The sequence below is a fragment of the Streptomyces spinoverrucosus genome, assembly GCF_006539505.1.
GTDB lineage: Bacteria > Actinomycetota > Actinomycetes > Streptomycetales > Streptomycetaceae > Streptomyces > Streptomyces spinoverrucosus.
In genome coordinates this window covers 40,788-53,833 of sequence record NZ_BJND01000017.1, presented here as the reverse complement: position 1 = coordinate 53,833, position 13,046 = coordinate 40,788, and the positions used below count along the sequence as shown (strand labels likewise).

Below are 13,046 nucleotides of genomic sequence, written 5' to 3'. Positions count from 1 at the left end.
TGGGCATGGACGACGACCTCATCACAGAACGCCGCCCCGTCGCCTTCCCCCAGGTCTTCGGCTACCTACGCCACGTCACCGGGCGGCTGCCCCGCCACGCGGCGCTCGTCGACTGCCTCACCGAGTACTGCGAACGGCACGAACTGGCCCTGTGCGGTGTCTTCACCGAACGCGACTCCACGGTGATCATCCGGTCCCCGGCCTTCGTCGGTCTGCTCGACGCGCTCGAACTCCCCGATGCCTACGGTGCCGTGGTTCCGGCTCTCAGCCACCTCGGCCCGAAGGGCCTCGGCACCGAGCGCAAGCGGCAGATAACAAAAGCAGGCGCTCGTCTGATCGTGGTCCGCCACTTCACGCCGACCGCGGAATCCACTTCTTCGCTCGGCGCGAGCCACAGCTTCTGGCAGCAGGGGGATGCGTGATGTCCGTGCGCGATGCGTTGCGAAGAGCTCCCATGGTGAACGACGTGCCGGGGCTGCGGCTGCTGAAGGTCGGCGACGGCTGGGACGTCGTGCGCACCTCCGCCGAGATCGGCCTCCTAGCCCTGGCCTACCTGCGCTGCATCGGTACTTCCGTCGGCCCCGTGCTCTACGACAGGCCCAACGGGCGTCTCTACTACGCCGTCCCGACCGGCACCGCAACCAGCTGGGACGATCTGCCGGTACGGCACCTCTCCACCAACTCCTGGCTCGTCGCACCCGGCCTGGAGCTGCTCGACGACTGGTTCGGCGGGTGGTGCGAGCTGCCTGACGACGACACCCTCACCGACACGGAGGCTCTCCGCGCTGCTCTCCAGCACCCCTACGTCGCCACAACTCTGGAGGCGGTTCGATGACCAGCCGCACGATCATGCGCCACCAGGAGTGGACCCTCCAGCCCGACCGGGAACCCGACGCAGAGCCCGCCACGTACGCGATGCAGTGCGCGGTCTGTGGCGAGATCTCGCCTCCCGGCACCGACTTCGCCGACCCGCAGAGCTGGGTGTTTACGCACGGTGGCCGCAATCCCTCGCACCATACGTACCGGGAGATCATCACCCGCCCGTGGAGGGCCTGGTGGAAGCCGTAAACGGCCGTCTCGCCGCCCAGGTCACGCAGGCTGCCCGCTACGCCGGACCACTGCTAATCGTGCTCGTTCCGCCTCGTACGGCTCCGCGATCGGCGTGACCGCCTCGACACGCACGGATCACACCTCTGACCCGCACTTGGCGAGGGGATCCACCGGCTGAGCAGGCGACCAACCTGATCGCCGCCCACTACCAGGCCCGACCGACCGCTCGTATGCAACCCGTGGAGGTTCCATGACCGAGACAAACACCAGCGCCGAGAGGCTGGGGACCAAAACAGCTCCGCGGCTCGTGGCCAGCCCGTTTCTCGCCCAGTACCTCCTTGTCCAGCCCGGCCTGGCGGCCGGCGTGCGCATCCCGGAGGTCCGCTACGAGGAACTGCGGGATGCGGAGGCGGAAGGACGATCTGTCCCAGACTGGCTGGCCGACGCGGCGAGGGAGGCGTGGGGGACCGAACTGCCCTCGTCGCCAGTCAGCGACGTCGTCCTCGTCCGCGAGCGGTCCCGGTACGGGTACGGCAAGGCGTCCTGGGAGATCAACCTCGGCTGTGACTACGACTGCGAGTTCTGCTACCTCGGCGAGAAGCGGTTCGAGGGCCTGGACTGGGCGGGCAAGCAGACGCTGCTCCGGACGCTCCGGGACGCCGGGGTCCTGTGGTTGCAGATCACCGGCGGCGAGGCGCTGATCGACCGCGAGTTCGGCGCGACCTACGAGTACGCCCACCACCTCGGGATGATGGTTCAGGTCTCGTCGAACGGCTCCTCGCTGCGGAAGCAGCCGATCCGGGATCTGTTCGCACGCCGCCGGCCGTACCGACTGACCCTGAGCGTCTACGGCGCGACCGCCGCCACGTACGACAAGGTCACGCGGAACCACGGGGCATTCGGCCGGTTCGTGAAGGGCCTGGACGCCGCCCGCAAGGACAGGCTGCCGGTCCGACTGAACGTGATCGTCTCGGATGACAACGCGCACGAGGTCGACGCGATGGTGCGCCTCGCTGAGTCGTACGGCTTCCCGCACCAGGTCTTCACGAACATGTCGCCGACGATCGACGGCGAGGCGAACCCACTGGCGACGCAGGCGGAGAGCCGCTCAAGGCCCGCAGCGTCTTCACTGGCTGCAACGCGGGCCACACGTTCTTTCACGTAGACCCGCACGGCATCGCGTCGATCTGCAAGGTCGGACGCGACCCGAGCGTGAACCTCATCACCGAGGGCGTCGAAGCCCTCCCCCGACTCGGCGCGATCGCCGAGTCCCTACAACTCCGCACCGGTGGATGCTCCGGCTGCACGAAGGTCGGCACGTGCCGCACGTGCCGACCACTGGCCAGGCTCTACCAGGAGGCAGGGGACCGACGAGAGCTCTACTGCCAACATGGAGGTTACGGATCATGACTCCGCCCACCGCAATCCTTACCCCGCCGCTCGAGCCGGTCATGCTCACCATCGGCCGACGTCCGGCGGACAACCCGATCAGCGCCCTGCCGGTGCCGCTGACCGCCGCGTCGATCAAGGACAGCGAGTTCCAGATCATCGCCGACCTGGACGAGGCTGCCGAGGGCGCCGAGTGCAGCTGCTCGGCCGGTGACGACCAGCCGTACTAGATCCACCACGGGTGGAGCCCGTGCCGCCCGCTCGTTCCACCCCCTCAGTGCCGCCCCGGCCGTACCCTGGCCGGGGCGGCACTCCCCGTACCCGAGCACCCCGGAGGAACCGCGCGTGTCCATGTCCCGCATCCCCTTCGAGAGGCTCCCCGCCGACGTCCGCCGAGCCGTCGCCGACAAGCTCGGTGCCGTGCACCGGTCGCTGACCGCACAGGGCGGCATGAACTCCGGCATCGCCTCCGTCCTGGAGACGGAGAGCGGCAGCGTCTTCGTGAAGGGCATTCCGGCCGACCATCCCCAGGTCGCTGCCCAGCGCCGTGAGGCGGCCGTCGCCCCGTACCTGCCGGCGTCCTGCCCGCGCCTTTACTGGCACTTGGAGCTCGACGGCTGGAGTCTTCTCGGCTACGAGGTGGTTGACGGCCGCCATGCCGACTACACGCCCGGCTCGCCGGACCTGCCACTCGTGGAAGCCGCGCTCACCGAGTTGCAAGGAATCACGGCCCCGGCCGACATCGAGCTCAAGGACGCTGTGGACCGGTGGGCGGGCTACGCCCCGCCGGGCGCGTTGCAGCACTTCAGCGGCAACTCGCTGCTGCACACAGACTTCGCCTCGGACAACGTCCTGATCGTCGACGAGCGGGCCCGGCTCGTCGACTGGGCGTGGCCGACACGGGGCGCGGCCTGGATCGACCCGGGCGCCTTGGCGTTGCGTCTCATGGATGCCGGCCACCCGGGGGAGTCAGCGGTCGCCTTCGCAGGCCGTTTCCCGTCGTGGCGGGACGCCGAGCCGGAAGTACTCGCAGCGTTCGGCGCGGCCACAGCGGCACTGTGGCGGGAGATCGCCGCGGGAGACGGAACACCGTGGAAGCGGGGGATGGCGAAACAGGCTGCGATGTTCGGGCACATCCTCGGCAAGGGGCTGTAGGGCCTTCTCGATCCCGGGTCGGCAACCAGCTGGCCGTAGCGCGAGAAAATAACCTCGGGCTTTCACGAGGGGTGCCGTCCGGCAGGTGATCGAGAAAACAGAAAGTGCCTCCGAGCTGCAACGATAGGACTTGCTGAGGGTCCTGTACGTGGTAGCGGAAGAGGCACTTCCCAGGTGAAGACTTCGGACCGGAGGCGGCGAGCGCGTCGACGAGACGGGAGACCGTCGGATCGGAGGCCACCGGGCCGAACACAGTCGGCTCGGCCCGCAGCATGGCGACGTCGGCCAGACAGTCGCCGCCGAGTGCGACGGCCAGGGCCACATCCAGAAGGATCTTGCCCGGATCGTGCACGGCACGCCGCTTGCGCCACGGCGCCAGTGCCGCCGATATCGCGCTGTCCAGGCCGGACTTGCGGACCGTCTCAACCAGCAGCACTGCCCCAGCCTGGGCGACCACCCCGCGCCCGCCACTCTCGACACGGACACGCGGGTAGGACCCGCTACTAGCTCTTGCGGCAATCCAGGGCGCACGTTCCCAAGTGCGCGAGCGGGTCTGGGAGCTGGCCGGGGCAAGCAGTCCGGCCGCCGACGGCCAGGTGATCGTGGACATCGACGGGGTGCTGGTGCTCGCGCACTCCGAGAAGCAGGACGCCACTCCGACCTGGAAGAAGACCTTCGGCCATCATCTGCTCGTCGCGTTCGTCGACCACAGCCAGAACGGGTCCGGGGAACCAGTGGCCGCCCTCCTGCGGCCCGGCAACGCGGGCTCCAACACCGCTGCCGACCACATCGAAACTACCCAACTTGCCCTGGCTCAACTGCCCAAACACCTGCGGCGGGGACGGCAGACACTGATCCGCACCGACTCCGCCGGCGGCACACATGCCTTCCTCGACTGGCTCTCCCGGCGCGGGCGATGGCTGTCGTATTCCGTCGGAATGACCATCACCGACGCCATCCACCAGGCCGTGCTGAAGATCCCCAAGAAGGCGTGGACGCCGGCCTATGACGCTGGCGGCACCGAGCGGCCCGGCGCCTGGGTCGCGGAGATCACCGACATGCCCGACCTGAGTACCTGGCCCAAGGGCATGCGGCTGATCGTGCGCAGGGAACGCCCGTACCCCGGCGCCCAGTTGCGCTTCACCGACATCAACGGCAACCGGCTCACCTGCTTCGCGACCAACACCAAGGGCGGCCAGCTCGCCAGCCTGGAACTGCGTCACCGCAGACGGGCCCGCTGCGAAGACCGCATCCGCGGCGCCCGCGCCACCGGCCTGCGCAACCTGCCCCTGCATGACATGGCACAGAACCGGATCTGGCTGGAGATCGTCTCGCTCGCGCTCGACCTCCTCGCCTGGATGCCGATGCTCGCTCTGACCGGCGAGGCCCGACGCTGGGAACCCCAGAAGCTCCGCCTGCGGCTGTTCTCCGCCGCCGCCCAGCTGGTCACCACCGGCCGCCGCCGCTGGCTCCGCCTGCCCTCACGATGGCCGTGGACCGCCGTCATCAGCCACTCGATCGTCAGGCTCCACGCCCTGCCAAACCCCGGCTGACCAGACACTTCACCGTCCCGACAACCTGCACTACAGCACCGGTGAAGTGGAAGCCGGCGCCCACCCGACGCGAAAGCCGGGCTCTCAGCCTGCGCCGACCCCGAAAAGACCACACCACACAAACACAGAGTCCCCGTCAGCAAGCTGCCGACGACTCATGAACGATCGAGGTTAGTGGCCGTGCCCCACAACGAGGGCCCGGCCGATCGGGGTTAGCGTGTGCCACACCATGTTGGCCTCGCGCCGGCTCACGACTAGCCCGGCCTTGCGCAGGACGGTGGTGTGCTCGCTCGCCGACGCGGCGGACATGCCCAGCCGCCGTACGATGTCTCCGCCCGTCGTGCCGTCGGACGCCGCGATCTCCTCCAGGACGGCGGCGCGCGTACGGCCCAGCAGGCGGGCCACGGCAGCCCGCTTCGGCTCGGCGGGATCCTCGGCGAGGCTCTAGAGGCCGCGGTTCGCGGGGTAGACCAGCACGGGGTGCAGCCCCCCGTCCCGCAGTCTGATCGGCATACGCCAGCAGAAATACGAAGGGATCAGCAGCAGGCCGCGCCCGTTCAGATGCACGTCCTGGCGTACCGGGTACTCCACCTTCAGTACCGGGGGCTCCCAGCGGACCATGGGATGGATGTTGCTCAGCAGCCGCTCGGCGCCGCCGCCGATGAGGTCGCGTACGCGTAAGGCCTGTTCGGCATCGATCACCGCACGGATGCGGTGCCAGGTCCGGGACAGAACCCGCTGGTGGTAGCGGTTCAGCGCGGCGCCGAGCTGGCGCATGGTCTCCGCGTCGCCCTCGGCCAGCCCGCGCATCCACGGCGACGTGGCGCCCTGGGCAGCCAGCAACTTGAGTTCGCGGCGCAGTCGGGTGCGACCGGTGCTCATCACGGCCTCCACGACGGACTCCACGTCCGTTGCTCCGGCCGCTGTGGATGGGGTGAGGAAGTCGGGCGAATATCCATGCGGCGGGGCGAGTTGGAGCAGCGGGCGGGTCGAGAGATCGAGCGCCGCCAGCGCCTCGGCCCGCCAGCGACCGAAGACGATGTGGTCCGGTGAGCCGCTGAGGGCGTGAAGGCTCAGCAGCAGCTCCCAGGCAGGATCGGGCTCCGCGGCGAGCCGGACACGACTCAGATCCTCCGCGGAGAAGTGGATGTGCAGCACAGGCGGAACCCCCTGTTGTGACCGGCTGTCATCGCCCACACTCGCTCGTGCGGCTCACGGCGGTGACAGACGCAACGAGGTCCTGCCGCGCCATCTATTTCGGACGAGACCGAAAGTGGTTGCCGGGCGGCCGGGACTCGGGACACCCTGAGGGCGACCACATGAGGTGCACGTGTGTGCCGCGTCCTCTTCGACGCGCGCACCGGGGGTACCCCCGGGGCTCACCATCGTGGCCCCGGGAGTCGCCCGCTCAACCCTGACATCCGTCAGGGGCGAGCCGCCGCATGTGCGTTCCAAGGCCCCGCAGCGGCGCCGAAGCGTGTGCGGCGTCCAGCAGGCGGGCCTCCCGCATTGCTCGTCACTGAAGGGAATCACCATGTTGAAGCCGGGCTCCGTCCTGCCCACGTCCGCCCGCGGCCGGACAACCGCTCTCCTCAGGAGACTTGCCACCGTCGCCGGTACCGCGGTCCTGACGGCCGCGGCCCTGCTTGCCGCGCCGGGCACCGCACAGGCGGACGGGCACGGCATCGACCACTACGGCGTTTGGGCCACGGGCGTCAATGTCCGTGACGGCGGCGAGTTTTGCCAGCTGTACCCGGGGCCGTTCTACTGCGACCGGATCGTGGCGACGGTGAGCGCGCCCAAGGTGGTGTGGGTGTACTGCCAGCAGGAGGGCGGCCTGACCGTCGGCGGCAACCCGTACTGGGTGTGGGTCATGACCGAGAACGGCACGCGCGGCTGGATGGCCAGCTACTACATCAAGAACCAGACCAACTGGATTGACGGCGTGCCGAATTGCCGGGGCTGACGGCTGCGGCTCCGCACGGGCGAACGCAGGACAGACCAACCGCCGCGAGATGAGGAACGATGTCCGTCACCATCAACAACCGCATCACCTGGGGGCAGTACGTACCCCTCATCCTGAGAGCACATGCCTCGGCAGACCCCATCCCGAACAACACTGATCCCTGGTCGGGCAAAATGGGGGTGTTCATTCACTACCTCGGTTCAGGGGACACCAGCGACCTGGTGACGGAAGAGGATTGCCGCAATGCAATCGCCGACGTCTACTGGGACCACGCCACGGGCGAATTCGACGACATCGCCTACAATTTCCTCGTCTGCCAGCACGGCCACATCTACATGGGGCGGGGGTACGAGCGCGGTGAGGCCAACGGCGGCGGACAAATCGAGTACGACAACGAGAAAGTGGGCCGCAACGAAGGGTTCTACTCGATCCTGGGATTGATCCGCTCCGGCAATCTGGCCAGCGAGGCCATGCTGCGCTCGATCAGGGACCTCATCCAGCATCTGCGAAGCCTGAGCACCCGGCCGGCCGGCGGAAAAATCCTTCCGCATTCCTTCGGGTGGGACACGGACTGCCCCGGAAACCTTCACATGTACGCGCGGCCGGGATCGACGATCGACCCTTCGGTACCGTGGCGGGGCCCAGCCGATATCTATGTGTACCGGACGCAGAAATGGGTCAATGAGACCTATGACACGGCGTCGGGATACATCGTCTGCTCGGAGACCGGGTACACCGGATGGCCCACGGTGCTGTCGCTCACGCAGGGACTCCAGCATGAACTCGGCATATCGCCCACCGTTCAGAACTTCGGTCCCGGGACCTTCAACGCCGTCAAGAACCGCGGGCTGCTCCCGGGCGAGGACGGCAATGCGAACCTGATCAGGATCTACAACGGCGCGCTGTGGGCAAAGGGCTACTGGGCGTCGACCGACCTCGGTGACTGGACAGGAGACTCTGAGGACGCCCTCGCCCAGCTCTACGGTGACGTGGGCCTGCCGTACGCCGATCTGGGACAGCGCCGGGCCTTGTGGCCGCACGTCGTCAGAGCCCTGATGCGCATGGACCAGTTCCGCAAGGTGCAGGGCGGGGACGATGTCATCCGCAGCATCCAGCAGCGGCTCAACTCCCGTTATGTCGCAAGCGTCGGCATTCCCGCGATGGGCCTCGTGCCCTGTGACGGCGTCTACTCGCGCGATGTCCAGCAGGGTCTGATGATGGCCATCCAGTACGAGACCGGCATCGCCCTCAGCTCCATCAACGGGTACTTCGGGCCCGGCACCCAAGCCGCTCTGAAGGGCAAGGGCTCCACCACTCTCACCGGCGACCTGCGCTATCTCTTCCGCGCCGCGTGCTACTTCAACTCACCCACCTATACACCGCAAGGTGCGACAAAGTATCTGGCGGCGGATATCGGTATCGACACTCAGACCGGCACCCATCTGGGGTGGGTACAGAACTTCCAGCGTTTCTCTCAGATCCCCGTCACGGGCCACAATGACTACACGACGTGGGCCCAGCTCCTCGTGTCGTCCGGCGACACCTCGCGGGACGCGGCCGGCTGCGACGGCATCACCGAGATCACCGCGGAGCGCGGCCGGCTGCTCAAGGCGAACGGCTACGAGATCGTCGGCCGGTTCCTCGACGAGCATCTCAGCCCGGGCGACCCGTACTACCTGGGCAAGGCGCTCAAGCCGGGTGAGCCGCAGACGATCCTCAACGCCGGCCTGCGGTTCTTCCCGATCTTCCAGTACAACGGCACGCAGCTTGAAAACTTCACCTACGACAAGGGACGGGACCAGGGAGGGAAGGCCCACCAGAAGGCCGTCGAGCATCGCATCGGCCCCCGCACCTGCATCTACTTCGCGATCGACTACGACGCCACGGACGAGGAGATCGACAGCCACGTGCTGCCGTACTTCAAGGGCGTCCGGGACGGCCTCGCCGACTTCGGAAGCCGGTACACCTTCGGCGTCTACGGCTCCCGGAACGTGTGCATCCGTATCTCCAGGGAGGGCGGGGCGACCTGGTCGTTCGTCTCGGGCATGTCCTGGGGATTCTCGGGGAACCTCGGCTTCCCGCTGCCGCAGAACTGGTCGTTCAACCAGATCAAGGAGTACGACTTCCAGCCGGGCTGGGGACTTGACCACAACATATGGCGCCTGGGCAGCGACCCCGGCGTGTCCGCCCTCGTGACCGGTGAGTGAGGAATCCCCCATGATCTCCAGACGCAGTCTTCTGAACGCCGCCGCGGGCGCCGGGGTTCTGGTCGTCGCGCAGGGCACCGTGCTCCCAGCCGCCGCCGCGAACGCCGCCGACGACCCCACGGGCCCGGCCGAGTGGACCCGCAAGTCCTCCTCCAACGGCTGGCGGATCGACCCCGTCGCCGTCGCGGTCCACCACATTGAAGGGACCACCCGGTCCGTGTCCCTGCACAAGGGTGACGCCGCCGTGATCCTCCTGCACATCGCGCGCCGCTGGCACTAGGAGATCGCCGACATCGACACGGGAGAGGGCGGTGGCATCACCGCCCACACCACCCGCCGTAGTGTCAGCGCCGCCTTCGAGTCGAACTACCTCTCCGGCACCGCCATCGCCCTTCACCCCAGCGCCTATCCTTTGGCGGGCAGCGAGCGGCTGTGGCCGCATCATGAGGCGATCGTGAGGGACATCCTCGTCGACTGCGAGGGCACGGTCGCTTGGGGTGGCGACCTGAAACCGGCGAAGGCGTCGCACTTCCACATCGCGGTCCGCCCCGAAGATAGGGCCCTGGCCAGGGTCGCCGAGAAGCTGGACACCAGCAGGCACCGGGAGTTCCGGGCTCAGACAGCTGGCACCGTGGCCGACCCGGCGGCGCCCGGACGCCGTGTGAAGGCGCGGCGGCTCCGACCGGTCACGACCGGCTGAACAGCACGCCGGGCGGGAGAGCCACCGCGTCGGCACCTGCCCCAGGGCCCTTCCCCCCGGGAGGGGGCCTGGGGCTTCGTGCCTGCTCAGGGGAGGGCTAGGCCCCCTAGCCTCGCGCTTTCACGAAGCGGCTTGTCCGAGGCTTGATCAAAAACACGGGAAGTGCCTCTGACCTGCAACGATAGGACTTGCTGAGGGTCCTTTTGGCTGCGAGGAAAGAAGCACTTCCCAGGTGAAGAAGCGTATCGGGTCGTACCCGCATGTCCGTGTCGAGGTCGGCGGCCGCAGGGTGGTCTCCCAGGCAGGGGCCGTGCTGCTGGTGGAGACGATCCGCAAGACCGGCCTTGACCAGGCGATGTCCGCCGCGCTCGCCCCGTGGCGCAAGCACCGGACCGTCCACGACCCGGGGAAGGTCCTCCTGGACGTCGCCCTCGCGGTCGCCCTGGGCGGGGACTGCCTCGCCGATGTGGGAATGGTCGGTGTTTCTGATCGTCGCTTCGGTCACTCGTCCCCGTCCGTGACCAGCCCGGCCTCGTACGCGACGATCGCGGCCTGCACCCGGTTGCGGACGCCCAAAGCCGTGAAGATGGCGCTCACATAGCTCTTGACGGTGCCTTCCACGACGTAGAGGCGCCGGCCGATCTCCGCGTTGGACAGGCCCTCCCCGACGAGCGCGAGCACCTGCTGCTCCCGCTCGGTGAGCGCGCTCACCCGCTTCCGGGCCGCGGCGCTGCGCGTCCGCGTGCCGGAGCGTCGGTTCAGCTCGGCGACGATTCGCTGGGCGACCTTCGCCGACAGATACGACGCGCCGGCCGACGCGGCGTGCACACCGGTCAGCAGCTCGCGGGGGTCACCGGACTTGAGGATGAAGCCGCTGGCGCCGTCGCCCAGTGCACGGGCCACGTACGCGTCCTCGGAGAAGGTGGTCAGCACGAGCACCGAGGTCTTCGGAACCTGCTGTTTGATCTCAGCGGTGGCGGTGAGTCCGTCCATGACCGGCATACGGATGTCCATGAGGACCACGTCGGGCTGGTGGTCCTGGGCCAACGCGATCGCCTCGCGCCCGTCGGACGCCTCGGCGACGACGCTGATCTCGGGATCGGTCGCCAGGATGGCCTTGATCCCCGCGCGGATCATCGCTTCGTCGTCGGCCAGGACCACAGTGATGGGAGTGATGGTGTTCGCCTCCTGGACTCTCGCTTCCCGACTCTCGCTTCTCGATCGCCGGTCGTCAGCCGTGGTCCACGGGAGCCCGGGACTCGACGGTGATGATGTCCTTCGCCACGAGCCGGCCACCCGCGAAACAGATGCGGTAGACGTCCACGGGGACGAAGAGCGCCTGGCTCGAACGGTAGTAGTGACACGTCGCGCCGGAGGGAACGGGCAGCTCCTCGGACGGCGGGTCCATCATCTCCCGGTGCGGGAGGTACACGTCGACCTCGTCCTGGCTCTGTCCGACGCGCAGGTCGTCGAAGTGGCGGGGTGCGAGTGCGGTCGTCGCCGACAGGTAGGCGTAGTAGCCGATCATGCCGGCCACGAGACAGACGAAGAGGCCGAGGGGCAGCGAAGCCGCCGTGATGAACCGGCGGCGGACGTGCGCGGTCGCGTCGGCGAGGCCGACGTCCGTCGACGGGGCCGGGGCGGCGGGAAGCCACTCCGGTTCCTCGTCGGCCGCCACCGACTCGGGCGCCCGGGGCAGCCGGGCCATCACCTCGTAACCGCCGTCCGGCAGCGCGGTCGTGCGCAGTCGGCCGCCGGCCAGCCGTACCCGTTCCCGCAGCCCGATCAGCCCACGCCGGCCGCTGGGACGGGCGGCGGCGGGCGGTTCGGTGGGCGGCTCGTTGTGGATCGTCACCCTGACCTCGGCGGCCGTGTAGGCGACCCGGACGGTGATGCCGGCTCCCGGAGCGTGCTTGATCGCGTTGGTGAGCGACTCCTGCACCACCCGGTAGAGCGCCTTGTCCGTCATGGCGGGCAGGTGCGGCCTCTCGTCCGGGCGTTCGAGCCGCACCTGAACGCCGGAGGTCCTCGCCCGCTCGACCAGTTCGCCGATGTCGGCATGTGCGGGCGCCAGAGGTGTCTCCGCGTCGTCCTCACGCAGGACGCCGATGATGTCGCGCAGATGCTCCAAGGCGTTCGCGGTGTCGGCTCGCAGTTCTCCAGCGGCGTCGCGGAAGCGCTCGTCCACGCCGGGCGCGAGCTGGAGGGCGCCGGCGCGCAGCGCGATGAGGCTGAGTTCGTGCCCCAGCGAGTCGTGCATGTCCTGTGCGATCCGGGCGCGTTCGAGCAGCCGGGCCTGCTCGATCAGGATGTGCTGCTGACGCTCTGTCTGCCGGGCCTGCTCCCAGCCCGCGAGTTGGAGTTCCTGCCGTTGTTGCCAGTACCGGCCGGTCAGCCACGGCAGCAAGCACGCGAAGACGAGTACGGTGACCAGCACGAACCACATGGGCAGGGGCATGAACGCCAACGCTGCGAGAGCCGAGCCGACGAGCACAGTGCGGCCCGGCGTCAGCCGGCCGGAGGGCGTCTTCGTCGGCGTCCGTCCCAGCGCGAAGCTCATGACGAACACGGCCGGAACATACGGGGAGACGGCCATGGAGCCGATGTCGTTCTCCAGGGTGCCGACGGTCAACCACAGGCCGAGGCAGAGGAGCAACGACGCCATCGGCCGCGATCGCCGCAGCAGCACGGCGACACCGGTCACCACGGCCCCCGCGAGCGTCCACCACCATCGGCTCACGCCGCTGGGGAAGCCCGAGGTCAGCAGGAGCGCCGGCGCGTTGAGCGCCAGCCAGCCCAGCACGGACGTCACCATGCGGCGCCGCGGCTCGATTCCCCGTTCGACTCCTCTCACAACGGCAAGGTTAGGCACCTCGAAGGCCCCGGCGGCGGTGCTTTGGGAAACCGTCCGCCCTTACCTCGGTAAGGAATAACACCCAACCAAAGTCTCACAACCGACGAATCATTTCACAAGCCCACTTTCCGAGAATCCCGCGGCCTTCGGATGTGGCATCATGTGCAGCCCG

13 protein-coding genes and 4 pseudogenes are annotated in these 13,046 nt (G+C 68.3%); 12 read left to right on the top strand and 5 right to left on the bottom strand.

From position 1 onward, the window contains the following. Positions 1–5: 5 nt before the first annotated feature. From SSP24_RS11955 to SSP24_RS11930, 6 genes and pseudogenes are all read left to right on the top strand, one after another. Positions 6–422, top strand: coding sequence for a hypothetical protein (locus tag SSP24_RS11955; protein WP_229864965.1), 417 nt, complete (start codon positions 6–8; stop codon positions 420–422). 32 nt (positions 423–454) lie between these two features. Next, positions 455–835: a hypothetical protein gene (locus SSP24_RS11950; RefSeq protein WP_229864963.1), complete on the top strand. Its 381-nt coding sequence runs from the start codon at positions 455–457 to the stop codon at positions 833–835. Further along, positions 832–1,068, top strand: coding sequence for a DUF7848 domain-containing protein (locus SSP24_RS11945; protein ID WP_141309496.1), 237 nt, complete (start codon positions 832–834; stop codon positions 1,066–1,068). The genes SSP24_RS11950 and SSP24_RS11945 overlap by 4 nt, the downstream gene beginning before the upstream one ends. Before the next feature lie 232 nt (positions 1,069–1,300). Then, positions 1,301–2,460, top strand: a pseudogene (locus SSP24_RS11940) (radical SAM protein). Then, positions 2,457–2,669 carry a hypothetical protein gene (locus tag SSP24_RS11935; protein ID WP_141309495.1) on the top strand — a complete coding sequence of 71 codons (213 nt, stop codon included), beginning with the start codon at positions 2,457–2,459 and terminating at the stop codon, positions 2,667–2,669. The pseudogene SSP24_RS11940 and the gene SSP24_RS11935 overlap by 4 nt, the downstream one beginning before the upstream one ends. 121 nt (positions 2,670–2,790) lie before the next feature. Next, positions 2,791–3,594, top strand: a complete 804-nt coding sequence (locus tag SSP24_RS11930) for a phosphotransferase family protein (RefSeq protein WP_229865012.1) — start codon at positions 2,791–2,793, stop codon at positions 3,592–3,594. Between the two features lie 181 nt (positions 3,595–3,775). Here the strand turns inward: SSP24_RS11930 and SSP24_RS11925 are convergent. After that, positions 3,776–4,114, bottom strand: a pseudogene (locus SSP24_RS11925) (transposase); the annotation flags it as partial. Between SSP24_RS11925 and SSP24_RS11920 the strand changes: the two are divergent. Continuing rightward, a pseudogene (locus SSP24_RS11920) lies at positions 4,101–5,147 on the top strand (IS1380 family transposase); the annotation flags it as partial. The pseudogenes SSP24_RS11925 and SSP24_RS11920 overlap by 14 nt on opposite strands. 171 nt (positions 5,148–5,318) lie before the next feature. Here SSP24_RS11920 and SSP24_RS11915 read toward each other — a convergent pair. Both SSP24_RS11915 and SSP24_RS11910 read right to left on the bottom strand, forming a co-directional pair. Then, positions 5,319–5,552: an ArsR/SmtB family transcription factor gene (locus tag SSP24_RS11915; protein WP_141309494.1), complete on the bottom strand. Its 234-nt coding sequence runs from the start codon at positions 5,550–5,552 to the stop codon at positions 5,319–5,321. A gap of 39 nt (positions 5,553–5,591) precedes the next feature. After that, positions 5,592–6,305 (bottom strand): ArsR family transcriptional regulator, encoded by a 714-nt coding sequence (locus SSP24_RS11910; RefSeq protein ID WP_141309493.1) that lies wholly within the window; start codon positions 6,303–6,305, stop codon positions 5,592–5,594. Between the two features lie 376 nt (positions 6,306–6,681). Between SSP24_RS11910 and SSP24_RS11905 the strand changes: the two genes are divergently transcribed. The 5 genes and pseudogenes from SSP24_RS11905 to SSP24_RS11885 form a co-directional block, all read left to right on the top strand. After that, the gene (locus SSP24_RS11905) at positions 6,682–7,113 is read left to right on the top strand and encodes a hypothetical protein (RefSeq protein ID WP_229864961.1); all 432 of its coding nucleotides are present in this window, start codon (positions 6,682–6,684) and stop codon (positions 7,111–7,113) included. A 59-nt stretch (positions 7,114–7,172) separates the two neighbouring features. After that, a complete protein-coding gene (locus SSP24_RS11900; RefSeq protein WP_218037079.1) occupies positions 7,173–9,320 on the top strand; it encodes a glycoside hydrolase domain-containing protein in 2,148 nt (715 codons plus the stop codon). A gap of 10 nt (positions 9,321–9,330) precedes the next feature. Continuing rightward, the gene (locus SSP24_RS42805; protein WP_167529571.1) at positions 9,331–9,600 is read left to right on the top strand and encodes a hypothetical protein; all 270 of its coding nucleotides are present in this window, start codon (positions 9,331–9,333) and stop codon (positions 9,598–9,600) included. 174 nt (positions 9,601–9,774) lie between these two features. Then, positions 9,775–10,020 carry a hypothetical protein gene (locus SSP24_RS11890; RefSeq protein ID WP_141309492.1) on the top strand — a complete coding sequence of 82 codons (246 nt, stop codon included), beginning with the start codon at positions 9,775–9,777 and terminating at the stop codon, positions 10,018–10,020. A 232-nt stretch (positions 10,021–10,252) separates the two neighbouring features. Beyond that, a pseudogene (locus SSP24_RS11885) lies at positions 10,253–10,543 on the top strand (transposase); the annotation flags it as partial. Here the strand turns inward: SSP24_RS11885 and SSP24_RS11880 are convergent. Both SSP24_RS11880 and SSP24_RS11875 read right to left on the bottom strand, forming a co-directional pair. Then, the gene (locus SSP24_RS11880; protein ID WP_280527079.1) at positions 10,522–11,181 is read right to left on the bottom strand and encodes a response regulator; all 660 of its coding nucleotides are present in this window, start codon (positions 11,179–11,181) and stop codon (positions 10,522–10,524) included. The pseudogene SSP24_RS11885 and the gene SSP24_RS11880 overlap by 22 nt on opposite strands. Before the next feature lie 70 nt (positions 11,182–11,251). Beyond that, positions 11,252–12,874 (bottom strand): sensor histidine kinase, encoded by a 1,623-nt coding sequence (locus SSP24_RS11875; protein ID WP_141309491.1) that lies wholly within the window; start codon positions 12,872–12,874, stop codon positions 11,252–11,254. Positions 12,875–13,046 lie beyond the last annotated feature (172 nt).